The sequence below is a fragment of the Flavobacterium sediminilitoris genome, assembly GCF_023008245.1.
Taxonomy (GTDB): domain Bacteria; phylum Bacteroidota; class Bacteroidia; order Flavobacteriales; family Flavobacteriaceae; genus Flavobacterium; species Flavobacterium sediminilitoris.
This window is the reverse complement of record NZ_CP090145.1, coordinates 3,872,503-3,888,002: the sequence shown is the minus strand read 5'-3', so window position 1 is coordinate 3,888,002 and position 15,500 is coordinate 3,872,503. Positions and strand designations below refer to the sequence as shown.

Sequence of the window (15,500 nt, the reverse complement as noted above, 5' to 3'; positions counted from 1 at the left end):
AAATGTAATTAAAATTAAGATTAAATAAAAAAATAAACTAACAGCGATGGTGTATTTTTTTTATGACAATTTGACATTTTTAATGATTTGGCAGTACATTTGCAATAATTATATGAAATATAAAAACGTTTAAAATAATTATCAAAATATGAATCAAGAAAGTACTGAAAGCATCGAAGAAAAAGAAAATATTCAAGAGGAAAATGTTTCAGAAAATCAACAACCAGAGATATCGGTTGAAGAGCAGCTTCAAGACGAATTAGCAAAAGAAAAAGATAAATTCTTGCGTTTATTTGCAGAGTTCGAAAATTATAAAAAAAGAACATCAAAAGAGCGTATTGATTTATTTAAAACCGCAAATCAAGAAGTTCTTCAAGCAATGTTGCCTGTTTTAGATGATTTTGATAGAGCTTGGAGTCAAATCTCAAAGTCTGAAGATGAAGCATTAGTAAAAGGAATACAACTAATTCAAGAGAAATTAAAATCAACATTAGTATCAAAAGGACTTGAAGAAGTTGAAGTGAAAACAGGAGATGCTTTTGATGCAGATTTTGCAGAAGCAATTACACAAATTCCAGCACCTTCTGAAGATTTGAAAGGGAAAATTGTAGATGTAATTGAAAAAGGATATAAGTTAGGAGATAAAATTATACGTTTCCCTAAAGTTGTTATTGGCAATTAAGAGCTTAAAAATAGCGGTTCTAATGTTCTAAATCTATTTAGGATAAATTTAGAACTAGTTCAAAAATTAATATATGAAAAAAGATTTTTACGAAATATTAGGTATTAGCAAAGGAGCTTCTGCTGAAGAAATTAAAAAAGCGTATAGAAAGAAAGCAATTCAATATCATCCAGATAAAAATCCTGGTGATAAAGAAGCAGAAGAAAATTTCAAATTAGCTGCTGAAGCTTATGAAGTTCTAAGTGATGCTGACAAAAAAGCACGTTACGATCAATATGGTCATGCTGCATTTGATGGAGCAGGCGGATTTGGCGGTGGCGGTCACATGAATATGGATGATATCTTTAGTCAATTTGGAGATATTTTTGGTAGTGCTTTTGGTGGAGGTGGTTTTTCTGGTTTCGGCGGTGGTTTTAATGGAGGAGGACAAAGAAGAGTAAAAGGAAGTAACCTTCGCATAAAAGTAAAGCTAACACTTGAAGAAATTGTAAATGGAGTTGAAAAGAAGATAAAAGTAAAAAGAAAAATTCAAGCTAAAGGAGTATCATATAGAACATGTTCTACATGTAATGGTAGCGGACAAATAATGAGAGTGACCAATACTATTTTAGGTAGAATGCAAACAGCAACAACCTGTAATACTTGTGGAGGTTCTGGACAAATTTTAGATCATAAGCCTGCTGGAGCAGATGCATATGGAATGATAATGGAAGATGATACTGTTTCAATCAAAATTCCTGCTGGAGTTGTAGATGGAATGCAATTAAAAGTATCAAATAAAGGAAATGAAGCACCAGGAAGTAATAGTATTCCAGGAGATTTAATTGTAGCTATTGAAGAATTAGAACATGAATTTTTAAAACGAGAAGGAGAAAATCTTCATTATGATTTATATGTAAGTTTTCCAGAAGCAGCATTAGGTGTTTCTAAAGAAATAGAAGCAGTAGGAGGAAAAGTAAGAATTAAACTTGAAGAAGGAATTCAATCAGGTAAAATTTTACGTTTGAAAGGAAAGGGAATACCAAGTTTAAATGGATATGGAAATGGAGACTTATTAGTTCATGTTAATGTTTGGACACCTAAAACATTAAATAAAGAACAAAAAAGCTTTTTTGAAAAAATGATAAATGATGAAAACTTTATTCCTTCACCAGAAAAATCAGAAAAATCTTTTTTTGAAAAAGTAAAAGATATGTTTTCATAATTGAATAAAAATATATACATTTGAGATTCACTTCCTTATGGGAGTGAATTTTTCTTTTTCATAGCAATTTTTCCCATCCTTCGTAAAAAAGGGGTGGGTTTTTTGTAACAAAATTAAAATCTCTATACTAACTAGGTAAATGCTATAGTATGGATGAATATAAAATAATTTCTCAAAATTATAGAAAGTATAATTTAATACACAATAGCTCAATTATTGGTCAATTATCCTATGAAAAATGGTATAATCACAACAATCCAAAAATATCAATTGAAAATAAAACTAATTGTTCAATAGAAAAATTGAACATTTGGAAGTCAAATTTTAAAGCCAAAATAAAAGATAAAGTAATTTTAGAGTTTATCTTTGGCTGGAATTCGATAATTAAAATTAATTATATTGAAAATGAAATTTTAAATTCTCTAATTTTAAAAAAAGAAAGTTTTTGGAATTCAAATTATATAATATTAGATGGCCTGGAGAACCAAATTTGTAAAATTGAAACCAAGTATACATGGAGAAATTGGAAAACAAATTATTTATAATAAACTATAATTTCCCTTATACAGAAAATAAAGAATTAATATATTTAACAATCATACATTTTATAATCTTTTTAAATATTTCAGCATCAGCTGTTTAATAATAATAAAATATGAGTAATATTCTTGAAGTTAATAATGTAATCAAACAATATGGAGATTACACAGCTTTGAATAATGTATCCTTAGCCATTCCAACAGGTAGTATTTATGGATTATTAGGTCCTAATGGAGCAGGAAAAACAACATTAATTAGAATTATCAATCAAATAACAATGCCCGATTCTGGAATTGTTTTACTAGATGGTGAAAAATTAAAACCAGAACATGTACAATATATAGGTTATCTTCCAGAAGAAAGAGGATTATATAAAAGCATGAAAGTAGGAGAACAATGTTTGTATTTAGCACAATTAAAAGGCTTGTCAAATCAAGAAGCTAAAAAACAATTAAAATATTGGTTTGAAAAACTAGAAATTCAAGACTGGTGGAATAAAAAAATTCAAGAATTATCAAAAGGAATGGCTCAAAAAATACAGTTTGTTGTAACAGTATTACATAAGCCAAAATTATTAATATTAGACGAACCTTTCTCTGGTTTTGATCCTGTTAATGCAAACCTTATAAAAGACGAAATCATTGAATTAAATAAGCAAGGAACTTCCGTTATATTCTCAACTCATAGAATGGAGAGCGTTGAAGAAATGTGTAATTATATTGCATTAATTCATAAATCGAATAAACTAATTGAAGGAAAGCTTACCGATGTAAAGCAGAAATATAGAAGTAACACATTTCAAATAGGAATTTTGACAGATAATGTAGAAAGCTTAATGTATCAATTAACACAAAAATTTAAAATTAGTCAAACCGATTTCAAATCATTAAATAACGATTTAAAATTAGAAGTACAATTAGGAAACTATTCATCAAATGAATTACTTTCTATTCTAACAAGTTTTGGTCAGGTAACCCATTTTGTAGAAAAAATACCAAGTGTAAACGATATATTTATTCAAACAGTTAGCGAATAATATCCTAACATCAAATTTCTAACATCAAATTATGAATACATTATTTTTAATTATAAAAAGAGAATTTATAGCAAAGGTTCGTAATAAATCGTTCATAGTAATGACCTTTTTAAGTCCATTATTATTTGTCGGAATTGCAGTTCTAGTAGGATATTTGTCAACAATGAATAAAGATAAAGCTACAGAAATAGCAATTCATGACGAAGCAGGCTATTTAAAAAATAACTTTAAAAACGATAAAAACACACATTATACAGACTTATCATCTATGTCTTTTGCAGCAGCAAAAGATACTGCTTTAAATAGTTATGAAGGTTTATTATATATTCCAAAAGTAGATTCATTAGAAATTCTAAAAGATAAAGTAGAATATATCTCAGAAAGTAGCGCAAGTTTAGACTTTATCGGAGATGTAGAAAAAGTAGTTGATTCAGTTTTAACATCAAATAATTTTAAAAAATTAGGGCTAGATGAAAGTAAAATAGAAAATGCTAAAGCGAACTCTACATTAAAACTGTCTAAATTTTCTGGTGAAGAAAGCTTAAAGGGATTAAACGAAATAAAAGTTTTTATAGGTGGATTAATGGGATATTTAATCATGATGTTCATCATCGTTTATGGAAACTTTGTAATGAGAAGTGTTATTGAAGAAAAAACGAATCGTATTATTGAAATTATCATTTCCTCAGTTAAACCATTCCAACTAATGATGGGTAAAATTATAGGAAACTCTTTTGCAGGAATATTACAATTTGCAATTTGGCTAGTTGTTGGTTTAATCTTAATGTTTGTGGCTCAAAATATATTTGGTTTACAAATGAGTTCTACAGCATCAGTTTCACCAGAAATGATAGAAACAGCTCAGCAAAGCGTAGGAATGGCAAAAGTTCAAATGTATTTCAATGAAATTCTAAACCTACCATTATTATTAATGTTAGTTTGTTTTATTTTATATTTCATAGGAGGATACTTTTTATATAGCTCATTATATGCAGCAATTGGAGCAGCAGTAGACTCTGAAACCGATTCGCAACAATTCTTATTGCCTATTATTTTACCATTAATTTTAGGGGTTTATATAGGCTTTTTTACCGTTATAAACGATCCACATGGAACAGTTGCAACAATATTTTCAATAATTCCATTTACATCACCTATTGTTATGTTAATGAGAGTTCCATTTTTAGGACCTGAGCATTATTGGCAATTAATTTTATCTATAATTATTTTATTTGCTACTTTTGTTTTTGTAGTTTGGTTTGCCGCAAAAATTTATAGAGTTGGTATTTTAATGTATGGGAAAAAACCAACGTGGAAAGAATTATTTAAATGGCTTAAGTATTAAGAATAGTAATGAATAAAAAAGTTCTTATTGTAACAATTGTATTTTTAGTGTTTCTTTTTCAATCTTGTTATGTTGGAATGTCTTATGAAAGAGATTTTACATCTTTAAAAGGAGTAGAAGAAAATATAGATTGTGATAAAAATATAAAAGAAGTAGATATGTTTTTTGAATGTGAAAAAATAGACTTCGAATATGAAAAAATTGGACTACTTGAAATAAAGAGTAATGAACATCAAAAACAAGATAAAGATCTTTTAGAAGAGTTAAGAATGTTAGCAATTAACAATTGTTGTGATGCAATAATTAATATAAGAAGCCAATATCTAACTAGAGAATCGGGTATTTTATTTAGTCAAGAAGAACTAAAAAAGTACGATGCTAAAGTATATTCAGGTATTGGTGTTAAAAAAAAGGGATAAATGTTAGAAACGATAAAATACATACTCAATTATAAACTTATAGATACAAAAACAATAGATGTAACAGTACTTACAATAGTAGTCTTAGTTACAGCATTAATACTAACTGGAATTGTTCTTAGGTTTGTTAGAGTTTTAATAACCAGAAAATTACCTAATGAAGATAAAAATAAATTTATTAGTGTTTTCCAGTTTGTTAAATACGTAGTATATGTTTTAGTATTTATGTTTACACTACATTCTTCGGGTGTAAACATGAGTGTATTTTTAACCGCTTCAGCCGCATTATTTGTAGGTATTGGTTTTGCATTGCAAACATTTTTTCAAGACTTAATTTCAGGAATATTAATCATTTTAGATCAATCACTACATGTTGGTGATATCATTGAAGTAGATGGAAAAGTAGGAGAAGTTAAAGAAATAAGACTAAGAACCACTCGAATGATTACTCGTAACGATAGAGTAATGGTAATTCCAAACCATAAATTCATGGTAGAAACCTTATTCAATTGGACACAAAACGGAACTATTAATAGAGAACAAGTAAACGTAGGAGTTGCATACGGAACCGATATTAAATTAGTTAAAAAAATATTAGAAGATTGCGTCAAAGGAGTAGAAGGAGTAGTAAACACAAAAGAAATATCAGTACTATTTGGGAACTTTGGCGATTCATCATTAGATTTTTCTGTTTACTTCTATGTAAATAATGGAATGAAAAGTCCAAGAATACAAAGCGATATTCGTTTTAGAATAGACGAAGCATTTAAACAAAATAATATTGCTATTCCATTTCCACAACGCGATATTCACATTATAAGTAAATAAAAGCGAAAGTTAAAACCTTATTTATTATTCCATATTCCTGCTTTTCGCTTTATTTTTTTGTTTTAAATTTAAAACAAAAAAGATATCGCTTCAATCAGGGCTAGTTAGTAATTGTATTGTATTTTTGCTAACTTTAAACCAGTAATTTTATAATACAACATAGTAATGCCAAAGATATTAGTAATTGAAGACGAAGCAGCTATTAGAAGAGTCTTAACAAAAATTCTTTCAGAAGAAAACGATACCTATCAAGTAGAAGAAGCAGAAGATGGATTACAAGGTGTAGAAAAAGTTAAAAATGATGATTACGACCTAATTCTTTGCGATATAAAAATGCCAAAAATGGATGGTGTTGAGGTTTTAGAAGCAGTAAAAAAAATAAAACCAGAAATACCAATAGTCATGATATCAGGTCATGGAGATTTAGAAACCGCAGTTAATACCATGCGATTAGGGGCATTTGATTATATATCAAAACCACCCGATTTAAATAGATTATTAAATACAGTACGAAATGCTTTAGATAGAAAACAACTCGTTGTTGAAAATAAAATTCTAAAGAAAAAAGTAAGCAAAAATTACCAAATGATAGGTGATAGCGATTCTATTAATCATATAAGAATTATGATTGATAAAGTTGCACCTACAGATGCAAGAGTATTAATAACAGGAGCAAATGGAACAGGTAAAGAATTAGTAGCACATCAATTACATGAAAAAAGTGATCGATCTTCTTTCCCTTTAATAGAAGTGAACTGTGCGGCAATACCTAGCGAATTAATTGAAAGCGAATTATTCGGGCATGTAAAAGGAGCTTTTACATCCGCAGTAAAAGATAGAGCAGGTAAATTTGAAGCTGCTAACAAAGGAACCATTTTTTTAGATGAAATTGGCGATATGAGTTTGCCAGCACAAGCTAAAGTGCTTAGAGCTTTACAAGAAAATTTAATACAAAGAGTAGGAGCAGACAAAGATATTAAAGTAGATGTAAGAGTAGTTGCGGCAACAAACAAAGATCTAAGTAAAGAAATAGAAGAAGGACGATTTAGAGAAGATTTATACCATAGACTTGCAGTAATTTTAATAAAAGTTCCAGCCTTAAACGAAAGAAGAGAAGATATTCCAGAATTGCTAGAACATTTTTCAGTTAAAATAGCAAATGAACAAGGAAATGCTCCAAAAAAGTTTAGCTCTCAAGCTATAAAGTTATTACAAGAATATGACTGGACAGGAAACATACGTGAACTTCGTAATGTGGTTGAGCGATTAATAATACTTGGAGGATCAGAAATATCAGAACAAGACGTGAAAATGTTTGCGAGTAAATAATATGAAGTGATTAATAATTTTAGAACATCAATATAGAGAATCTAGCTTTATTAGTGATCAATGACAAAAAATAATGAATTTAAAAAAAATAAACGAAGACCTCAAGATTGCTTTAATTGAAAACGGATTGACGGAAGCAACAGAATTGCAATTAGAAACATTTTCACCAATAAAAAGTGGAGCAGATGTTGTAATTCAAGGAGGAAAAAATACAGGTAAAACAACTGCTATGGTAATCAATATTATTCATAAGTTGAAACAACCTTTTCAAGAATCTCCAAGAGCGTTAATACTTGTTGATGATAAGTCAAAAGTATTAGAGGTCTTAGAGTTATTTGAACTATACAATAAGAGAAATAAGCTTAGAGTTTTTGGAACACATGATAAAACCGATTTAGATGAAGATAAAAATTTAATCTCTTTAGGAGTTGATGTTTTAGTAGGTACTCCAAATAAGTTAAATCAAATGTTTTCTTCAGCAGGATTCAATGTTAATACTCTACAGTTAACCGCTTTTGATGATATAGATGTTTTGCTAAAAAACAGATATGAATCTATTATCTTGCGTTTAATGGAAAGTATTCAAAAAGGACAACGTATATTCTTTTGTAGTCAAATAACAGAAAGAATAGAATTATTGGCAGATAATATTATGAAAGAACCTATTTTTCTTGAAATGGAAGAATAATAATGTGTTTTCTTTAAAATATAAAAACGCTCTAAAATACTATTTGGAGCGTTTTTTATTTGAGTTTGGAAGATTCTCTAACCTAAAAATTCCAATAAAACCGGATCAGCATTTTTAAATGTTGGAGGTTGTTCAATAATCGAAGCAACTCTTTTTTTGTTTAATTTCATGGTAATATCAGCTTCTGTTGTAAATAATAAAGCTGATAAGAAAGGATTATTAATATGGGGCATTAAATCAGCTTCAATATCTTTTACTTCAGAAATTTTTACAATTTCTTCTTTTTCACCAGTGTAAATTTTAAAAGTAATAGCTGTTTTTAAAATATTATCTTCAACATGCATTCTCACATATATGTTCTGTAATTCTGGTTTACCAACAGTCTTAGCTAAAGTAAGTTTAGCAAATGTACCATTAGCTATGCTTTCTTGGACAGCATTAAAAAAAGTGGAATAAATAATTTCGTTTTCCATTTTATAGTCCTAATTCTGTTTTTATTTTTTCATCAAAAATCATATTAAATAATTGATTTTCTTTGTCTTTATTTAAAAATTTCCATTTGTTTTTAGTGCTTTCATCAGCAACAGCAATCAATGTTGAACGTAATTCAATTTTAAATTGATTTTCTTCTTTTTCAAAAATTACATTTTTTGCATCCATTGAATTTTTAAAAATATCAATCATCCCTTCTGCATCTTCCATTGGTGTTTTAAACTTCATTGTCATAACATTATCATGATCTACAAGACAAAATGTTTGATTGCCAATTTTTTTAATTGTTCCAAATGAAAAATTAGGATCAACTTCAATAAGTTTAATTGAAAATTGCTCGTTTTCCATCATTTGTCCAAACATGTCCTTCATTGATTCTTTAGGAATTATATCAAAAACTTTTGGATATGTAGTTTCAAATATTAAATCATAATCCATAGTTGCACTGGCTTTATAAGCTTTTAAAGCTTCTGTTTTTAGACTTTTCAAATCTTGTGCAAAACTATTTAGGGTGCAAACAAATAAAATACTTAGAAAGATAAATTTTGATTTCATGTTTATTTTTTTAATTTATCAAAGATAAAAAAATCCTCAACTGTTTTACCAATTGAGGATATATTTTAGATTATATTTTAAATTTATTCGTTAACGAGAACCCATTCTCCAGAAGCAATCATACTTTCTGCTTTTTTGAATTTCATAGTTTCGCTCTTTCCACTCATAACATGTTTAATAGTAACAGTATCATTACGATTAATTTTTGGAGTTTCTCTAACGATTGTTTCTGTAATTTGTGGACGATTTTGTGCTTGTTGACCAGCTTCTCTGTTTCTTGCGGCTAATTCGTCAGTATTTAGAACTTCATCTTTACTTTCAGTATAGTTTTCTTTTCTTCTAACTTCTTTTGCTTCACTAATAGCATTCGGATTTTGAGAAGGTAAATCTGCTTTAAACAAGAAAGAAATTACTTCTTTGTTTACATCATCTATTGTCTTTTTGAATAAATTAAAAGCTTCAAATTTATAGATTAGTAAAGGGTCTTTTTGTTCATGAACGGCTAACTGAACAGATTGTTTTAGCTCATCCATTTTACGAAGGTGTTTTTTCCACGCTTCATCAATAATAGCTAATGATACATTCTTTTCAAAATCAGTTAATAAAGATTTTGCTTCAGAATTATAAGCTTTTTCTAAATCAGTTACAATGTTTAAGGATTTAATACCATCTGTAAAAGGAACTACAATACGCTCATATTGACCATTATTGTTTTCATATACATTTCTAATAACAGGGAAAGCTTCTTTTGTATTTCTTTCTGATTTTTCAGTATAATGTTGTAAAACCGCTTTATAAGTTTGGGTTACAATTTCTCTTTCTTGAAGCTTTGAAAAATCAGCAGCAGAAATTGGAGCACTAATTGAAAAATAACGAATTAATTCGAACTCATAGTTTTTAAAATCACCAGCTAATTTATTGTTTTGAACAATAAGTTCGCAAGTATCATACATCATGTTTGCAATATCCACTTTCAAACGCTCTCCATGTAATGCATGACGACGACGTTTGTAAACAACTTCTCTTTGCGCATTCATAACGTCATCATATTCTAATAAACGTTTACGTACTCCAAAGTTGTTTTCTTCCACTCTTTTTTGTGCTCTTTCAATAGATTTAGTCATCATAGAATGTTGAATTACTTCACCTTCTTTTAATCCCATTCTATCCATTACTTTAGCTACTCTTTCAGAACCAAATAAACGCATTAAATTATCTTCAAGAGAAACATAGAACTGAGAACTACCTACATCTCCTTGACGACCAGCACGACCACGTAACTGACGGTCAACACGACGAGAATCGTGACGTTCTGTTCCTATAATAGCTAAACCACCTGCTTTTTTAACTTCGTCAGATAGTTTAATATCTGTTCCACGACCAGCCATGTTTGTAGCAATAGTTACAACTCCTGGTTTACCCGCTTCAGCAACTATTTCTGCTTCACTTTTGTGCATTTTTGCATTCAATACATTGTGAGGAATGTTTCTGATTTTTAACATTCGACTCAATAATTCTGAAATTTCAACCGAAGTTGTACCAATTAATACTGGTCGACCAGCTTTTGATAATACAACTACATCTTCAATAACAGCATTGAATTTTTCACGAACTGTTCTATAAATTAAATCTTCTTTATCTTTTCGTGCAATTGGTCTATTTGTTGGTATTTCAACTACATCTAATTTGTATATTTCCCAAAATTCGCCAGCTTCTGTAACCGCAGTACCCGTCATACCAGCTAATTTGCTATACATACGGAAATAATTCTGTAATGTAACAGTTGCAAAAGTTTGAGTTGCAGCTTCAATTTTTACATTTTCTTTAGCTTCAATTGCTTGGTGTAAACCATCTGAGTAACGACGACCGTCCATAATACGGCCTGTTTGCTCATCTACAATCATAACTTTATTGTCCATGATTACATATTCTGTATCTTTTTCGAATAAAGTATAAGCTTTTAATAATTGAGTAAGAGTATGAATGCGTTCTGATTTTACAGAGAAATCTTTATATAATTCTTCTCTTTTTTCAGCTTCTTCTTCTTTTGCTAAATTTAATTTTTCAATTCTAGCAATTTCTGTTCCAATATCTGGAAGAACGAAGAAATGTTCATCAGTATCTTTAGATAAAAATTGTATTCCGTTATCCGTTAATTCAACTTGATTGTTTTTTTCTTCAATAACAAAGTATAATGCTTCATCAATTTTAGGCATTTCTCTATTATTATCTTGCATATAATGATTTTCAGTTTTTTGAAGTAATTGTTTTACTCCATCTTCTGATAAAAATTTAATTAATGCTTTGTTTTTAGGAATAGCTCTGTAAGAACGAAGTAAATAAAATCCACCTTCTTTTGTATTTCCTTCTTTAATTAATTTTTTTGCCTCTGTTAAACAGTCTGTTGCTAATTTACGTTGAAGAGTAACTAAATTATCAACTTTTGGCTTTAATTCATTAAATTCATGACGATCACCTTGAGGAACTGGTCCAGAAATGATTAATGGTGTACGAGCATCATCAATTAATACAGAATCGACCTCATCAACAATAGCAAAGTTATGTTTTCTTTGTACTAAGTCTTCAGGTGAATGTGCCATATTATCACGTAAATAATCGAAACCAAATTCGTTATTTGTACCATAAGTAATATCAGCATTGTATGCTTTTCTACGTGCAGCAGTATTAGGTTGATGATTGTCGATACAATCAACAGTTAAACCATGAAATTCAAATAAAGGTGCTTTCCAAGTACTATCACGACGTGCTAAATAATCATTTACCGTTACTAAATGCACTCCATTTCCAGTAAGAGCATTTAAATATAATGGAAGTGTTGCTACTAAAGTTTTACCTTCACCTGTTTGCATTTCGGCAATTTTACCTTGATGTAGTACTACACCACCAATTAACTGAACATCATAGTGAATCATATCCCAAGTGATGGCTTTACCAGCAGCATCCCATGAATTTGCCCAATTAGCGCTATCTCCTTCAATTGTAATATATGGCTTTATTGCAGATAATTCTCTGTCTTTTGCAGTTGCGCTAACTGTTATTGAAGTGTTATCTTTAAAACGACGTGCTGTTTCTTTTAATACGCCAAATGCTTCAGGAAGAATGTCATTTAATACTTTTTCAGAAATTTCGTAAGCTTCTTTTTCAAGTGCATCAATTTCTAAATAAATATCTTCACGCGCATCAATATCTGTAGTTTGTTCTGCGTTTTGTTTTAATTCTGCAATTTGATTATCTTTTTCAGATCTTGCAGTTTTTATTTTTTCTTTGAACTCGGCTGTTTTAGCTCTCAATTCATCATGAGAAAGCGACATAAGAGCCGATTCAAATGTTTTTATTTTTGTTACAAGTGGTTGAATAGCTTTTACGTCTTTTTGAGATTTATCTCCTACAAAAGCTTTCAGTATAGAATTAATTATACTCATAATATTGTCTATTATTTTTTCAAATTCGTGTATAAATTTACAAAAAAAAGCCTCAGTATGAGACTTTTTCTAGTTGCTTTGATTTTATTTTTTAATATTCATCCTCATTCCAAAGATAGTCGTCATCTGTTGGATAATCAGGCCAGATTTCTTCCATAGATTCGTAAATTTCTCCTTCATCTTCAATTGATTGAAGATTTTCTACTACTTCTAGTGGTGCACCAGTTCTGATTGCGTAGTCGATAAGTTCGTCTTTGGTAGCAGGCCATGGAGCATCACTCAGGTAGGATGCTAATTCTAATGTCCAATACATTTTTCTATCGATTTAAATTTATGCAAAAGTAATTTTTTAACTTAAATATGCAAGTTTTTTTTGATTTATTTTTAATTATTTGTAAGAACGTGTTTTTAGTTTTCAATTTACAGTTCCAGTTAGCAGAAACTGGTTGTTATATTCTGTTGATGATTACTTTCTTGGAATCCATTTAACTTCATCTGCTTTTAAGTCATGAGACAACTTTCGTGCCAGTACAAAAAGGTAGTCAGAAAGTCGGTTTAAGTAGGTGAGAACATGTATATCTGTCGGTTCTATTTCATTAAGATGAACAGATAAACGTTCTGCTCTGCGACATACACAACGTGCAATATGACAATATGACACAGTAGTGTGACCGCCTGGAAGAACAAAATGAGTCATTTGCGGTAATTCTGTATCCATTTTATCGATTTCTTTTTCTAAATATTGGATGTCTTCTTCAGAAATTCGGTTTATATTTAATCGTTGCTGCCCATTTTTTAAAATTTCTTTTTCTGGTGGAGTTGCTAAAATAGCACCGAGTGTAAATAATCGATCTTGTATTTCAATTAAAACAGATTTGTAATCTGAGTTTATGTCTTGATCTCGAATTAAACCGATATGCGAGTTTAGTTCATCAACTGTTCCATAACTTTCTATTCTTATATGATGTTTAGGTACTCGTGTTCCTCCAAAAAGAGCTGTAGTGCCTTTATCTCCTGTTTTTGTGTAAACTTTCATTTATAATTTCTTTGGGTTTGTATTTTAAAATATTCATTAAATGATATGCGTATTCATAATTTTCATTGATTCCATTGTGATTTTGTCCTTTTAAAGTAATAAAGTTTATCTCGTCTTTGTATTGATTTTTTAATTTAACAGATGATTCATAATAAATGACATTGTCATTATCTCCATGAAATATTGTTATTGGCATTTTACAATCTTTTAGAAATTTATCGGTTTCTATTTTATATTTTAAAAGAAATGTAGGAATGAATGAATATTTACTTTTTACTAAATCAGTTAAACTATAATAAGGGGCTTGTAAAATTAAATGTTTTGGATTGTTTTCTGAAGCTAATTTTGCAGCTAATCCTGAGCCTATTGAATATCCAATTACAATAATATCTTTTTCAGTATATTTTTCTTTTAATTTGTTATAAACTAATTGATTGTCTTCGAATAATTGTTCTTCATTTTTTATTTTTTCTTCACTTTTTCCAAATCCGCGATAGTCAAGAATGAATATATCATAATTAAAATTGGTATATAGATCTGAAATGTAACCCCAATTTTTTAATGAACCTGCATTTCCATGAAGATAAAATACTAAACCTTTAGATTCTTTTGCTTTGAATAATAAACCATTTAAAGTTGTATTATCATTTGTTTTAAAATTTAATTCTTCGAAATCATTTTTAAAAGAAAAGTCGTAGTTTTTATCTAGTTTCTCAGGTAGAAATATTATTTTTTCCTGAAAAAAGTAAAGTAATCCAGAAAGAACTATTATTATTAAAATAATACTTTTAAGTATTTTAGATAGTTTCTTTTTCATTATCATTTCTCTTATTTGACTTTAAATGAAATGATTTTCTATGATTCATATTATTAGGATATTTTTTATGCAAAACCTTTAAGATAATGTATAAAATTATAATAATTGAAAGTGGAAGTATCATGACTTTATGTAAATTTTATCAAAGATAACTTAAACTTGATAAAAGTAAAAATGATTTATTTAATAGCCCTGATTGAAGTGGAAATCCTTAATGTTAAAAGTAATTTTAGCATTAAGATTGCAACATAAAGCAGGAATAAGAATGGCAGAAATGTGCTAAACACTCGCTTTTAATAAGACTTTTTTTAATAGAAAAGAGTGTTATTTGTTTGTAATATCACTTTCTATAATACCGTCTCTAAGACGAATTATTCTATGTGCATAAGCAGCAATGTCTTCTTCGTGAGTTACTAATATTACAGTGTTTCCATTGGCATGAATGTCATTGAAAAGATTCATGATTTCTACTGATGTTTTACTGTCTAAGTTTCCTGTAGGTTCATCAGCAAGAATAATAGCTGGTTTGTTTACTAATGCTCGTCCAACAGCTACACGTTGTCTTTGACCACCAGAAAGTTGATTTGGTTTGTGATCCATTCTGTCGGCTAATCCTACTTGAGTAAGTACTTCCGTAGCTCTTTCATTTCTTTCAGATTTTGAATAGCCAGCATAAACCATTGGTAATGCAACATTGTCTAATGCTGTTGTTCTTGGCATTAGATTAAAAGTTTGAAATACAAATCCTATTTCTTTGTTACGAATTTCGGCTAATTCATCATCATGCATTTCAGAAACTAATTTTCCATTTAAAACATAACTTCCAGATGTGGGAGTATCTAAACATCCTAAAAGATTCATAAGTGTAGATTTTCCTGAACCAGATGGTCCCATTAATGCTACATATTCTCCTTTGTTAATAGTTAAATCAATTCCTTTTAAAACGTGAATAATTTCTTCTCCAAGAGGAAAATCTCTTTTAATATCTTTTATTTCGATGATTGGTTGTGCCATTTAAATTTAGAATTTTAAAATTCGGAATTCAGAAAAGAATTCATAACTTCTAATAAGTAGAAAAAGTGATGA

16 protein-coding genes are annotated in these 15,500 nt (G+C 29.1%); 9 read left to right on the top strand and 7 right to left on the bottom strand.

What is annotated here, in order from left to right:
* Window positions 1-148: 148 nt before the first annotated feature.
* The 9 genes from LXD69_RS17870 (at window position 149) to LXD69_RS17830 (ending at window position 8,071) form a co-directional block, all read left to right on the top strand.
* A complete protein-coding gene (locus tag LXD69_RS17870) occupies window positions 149-682 on the top strand; it encodes a nucleotide exchange factor GrpE (RefSeq protein ID WP_045971962.1) in 534 nt (177 codons plus the stop codon).
* Between the two features lie 73 nt (window positions 683-755).
* A complete protein-coding gene (dnaJ, locus tag LXD69_RS17865; protein WP_045971964.1) occupies window positions 756-1,886 on the top strand; it encodes a molecular chaperone DnaJ in 1,131 nt (376 codons plus the stop codon).
* Between the two features lie 149 nt (window positions 1,887-2,035).
* Entirely contained in the window at window positions 2,036-2,431 is a 396-nt protein-coding gene (locus LXD69_RS17860; protein ID WP_246916452.1) for a hypothetical protein, read from the top strand.
* Window positions 2,432-2,541: 110 nt separating this feature from the next.
* Complete coding sequence (locus tag LXD69_RS17855; protein WP_045971968.1) at window positions 2,542-3,462, top strand: ABC transporter ATP-binding protein; 921 nt, start codon at window positions 2,542-2,544, stop codon at window positions 3,460-3,462.
* Between the two features lie 31 nt (window positions 3,463-3,493).
* A complete protein-coding gene (locus LXD69_RS17850) occupies window positions 3,494-4,807 on the top strand; it encodes an ABC transporter permease (protein ID WP_246916450.1) in 1,314 nt (437 codons plus the stop codon).
* An 8-nt stretch (window positions 4,808-4,815) separates the two neighbouring features.
* On the top strand, window positions 4,816-5,226 hold the full coding sequence (locus LXD69_RS17845) for a hypothetical protein (protein WP_246916448.1): 411 nt from the start codon (window positions 4,816-4,818) through the stop codon (window positions 5,224-5,226).
* Window positions 5,227-6,054 carry a mechanosensitive ion channel family protein gene (locus LXD69_RS17840; RefSeq protein ID WP_045971974.1) on the top strand — a complete coding sequence of 276 codons (828 nt, stop codon included), beginning with the start codon at window positions 5,227-5,229 and terminating at the stop codon, window positions 6,052-6,054.
* Between the two features lie 165 nt (window positions 6,055-6,219).
* Window positions 6,220-7,383 (top strand): sigma-54-dependent transcriptional regulator, encoded by a 1,164-nt coding sequence (locus LXD69_RS17835; protein WP_045971976.1) that lies wholly within the window; start codon window positions 6,220-6,222, stop codon window positions 7,381-7,383.
* Between the two features lie 73 nt (window positions 7,384-7,456).
* Window positions 7,457-8,071 (top strand): DEAD/DEAH box helicase, encoded by a 615-nt coding sequence (locus LXD69_RS17830; RefSeq protein WP_045971979.1) that lies wholly within the window; start codon window positions 7,457-7,459, stop codon window positions 8,069-8,071.
* Window positions 8,072-8,148: 77 nt separating this feature from the next.
* Here LXD69_RS17830 and LXD69_RS17825 read toward each other — a convergent pair whose 3' ends face one another.
* The 7 genes from LXD69_RS17825 to LXD69_RS17795 form a co-directional block, all read right to left on the bottom strand.
* Entirely contained in the window at window positions 8,149-8,544 is a 396-nt protein-coding gene (locus tag LXD69_RS17825; RefSeq protein ID WP_045971981.1) for a hypothetical protein, read from the bottom strand.
* 1 nt (window position 8,545) lies between these two features.
* Complete coding sequence (locus LXD69_RS17820; RefSeq protein ID WP_246916446.1) at window positions 8,546-9,118, bottom strand: hypothetical protein; 573 nt, start codon at window positions 9,116-9,118, stop codon at window positions 8,546-8,548.
* Window positions 9,119-9,201: 83 nt separating this feature from the next.
* The gene (gene secA, locus LXD69_RS17815; protein WP_246916444.1) at window positions 9,202-12,561 is read right to left on the bottom strand and encodes a preprotein translocase subunit SecA; all 3,360 of its coding nucleotides are present in this window, start codon (window positions 12,559-12,561) and stop codon (window positions 9,202-9,204) included.
* Between the two features lie 91 nt (window positions 12,562-12,652).
* Complete coding sequence (locus tag LXD69_RS17810) at window positions 12,653-12,874, bottom strand: DUF2795 domain-containing protein (RefSeq protein WP_045971987.1); 222 nt, start codon at window positions 12,872-12,874, stop codon at window positions 12,653-12,655.
* 153 nt (window positions 12,875-13,027) lie between these two features.
* Entirely contained in the window at window positions 13,028-13,597 is a 570-nt protein-coding gene (locus tag LXD69_RS17805; RefSeq protein ID WP_045971989.1) for a cob(I)yrinic acid a,c-diamide adenosyltransferase, read from the bottom strand.
* A complete protein-coding gene (locus LXD69_RS17800; RefSeq protein WP_246916442.1) occupies window positions 13,569-14,414 on the bottom strand; it encodes an alpha/beta hydrolase in 846 nt (281 codons plus the stop codon). The genes LXD69_RS17805 and LXD69_RS17800 overlap by 29 nt, the downstream gene beginning before the upstream one ends.
* Window positions 14,415-14,738: 324 nt before the next feature.
* Window positions 14,739-15,428 carry an ABC transporter ATP-binding protein gene (locus LXD69_RS17795; RefSeq protein WP_045971993.1) on the bottom strand — a complete coding sequence of 230 codons (690 nt, stop codon included), beginning with the start codon at window positions 15,426-15,428 and terminating at the stop codon, window positions 14,739-14,741.
* Window positions 15,429-15,500: the final 72 nt, after the last annotated feature.

Excerpts from the sequence above, each read along its gene's own strand:
- LXD69_RS17870 (WP_045971962.1), top strand. The coding sequence starts at position 149 with ATGAATCAAGAAAGTACTGAAAGCATCGAAGAAAAAGAAAATATTCAA.
- LXD69_RS17800 (WP_246916442.1), bottom strand. The coding sequence starts at position 14,414 with ATGAAAAAGAAACTATCTAAAATACTTAAAAGTATTATTTTAATAATA.
- LXD69_RS17845 (WP_246916448.1), top strand. The coding sequence starts at position 4,816 with ATGAATAAAAAAGTTCTTATTGTAACAATTGTATTTTTAGTGTTTCTT.
- secA (WP_246916444.1), bottom strand. The coding sequence starts at position 12,561 with ATGAGTATAATTAATTCTATACTGAAAGCTTTTGTAGGAGATAAATCT.
- LXD69_RS17840 (WP_045971974.1), top strand. The coding sequence starts at position 5,227 with ATGTTAGAAACGATAAAATACATACTCAATTATAAACTTATAGATACA.
- LXD69_RS17850 (WP_246916450.1), top strand. The coding sequence starts at position 3,494 with ATGAATACATTATTTTTAATTATAAAAAGAGAATTTATAGCAAAGGTT.
- LXD69_RS17855 (WP_045971968.1), top strand. The coding sequence starts at position 2,542 with ATGAGTAATATTCTTGAAGTTAATAATGTAATCAAACAATATGGAGAT.
- LXD69_RS17805 (WP_045971989.1), bottom strand. The coding sequence starts at position 13,597 with ATGAAAGTTTACACAAAAACAGGAGATAAAGGCACTACAGCTCTTTTT.
- LXD69_RS17825 (WP_045971981.1), bottom strand. The coding sequence starts at position 8,544 with ATGGAAAACGAAATTATTTATTCCACTTTTTTTAATGCTGTCCAAGAA.
- LXD69_RS17860 (WP_246916452.1), top strand. The coding sequence starts at position 2,036 with ATGGATGAATATAAAATAATTTCTCAAAATTATAGAAAGTATAATTTA.
- LXD69_RS17820 (WP_246916446.1), bottom strand. The coding sequence starts at position 9,118 with ATGAAATCAAAATTTATCTTTCTAAGTATTTTATTTGTTTGCACCCTA.
- LXD69_RS17835 (WP_045971976.1), top strand. The coding sequence starts at position 6,220 with ATGCCAAAGATATTAGTAATTGAAGACGAAGCAGCTATTAGAAGAGTC.
- LXD69_RS17810 (WP_045971987.1), bottom strand. The coding sequence starts at position 12,874 with ATGTATTGGACATTAGAATTAGCATCCTACCTGAGTGATGCTCCATGG.
- LXD69_RS17830 (WP_045971979.1), top strand. The coding sequence starts at position 7,457 with ATGAATTTAAAAAAAATAAACGAAGACCTCAAGATTGCTTTAATTGAA.
- LXD69_RS17795 (WP_045971993.1), bottom strand. The coding sequence starts at position 15,428 with ATGGCACAACCAATCATCGAAATAAAAGATATTAAAAGAGATTTTCCT.
- dnaJ (WP_045971964.1), top strand. The coding sequence starts at position 756 with ATGAAAAAAGATTTTTACGAAATATTAGGTATTAGCAAAGGAGCTTCT.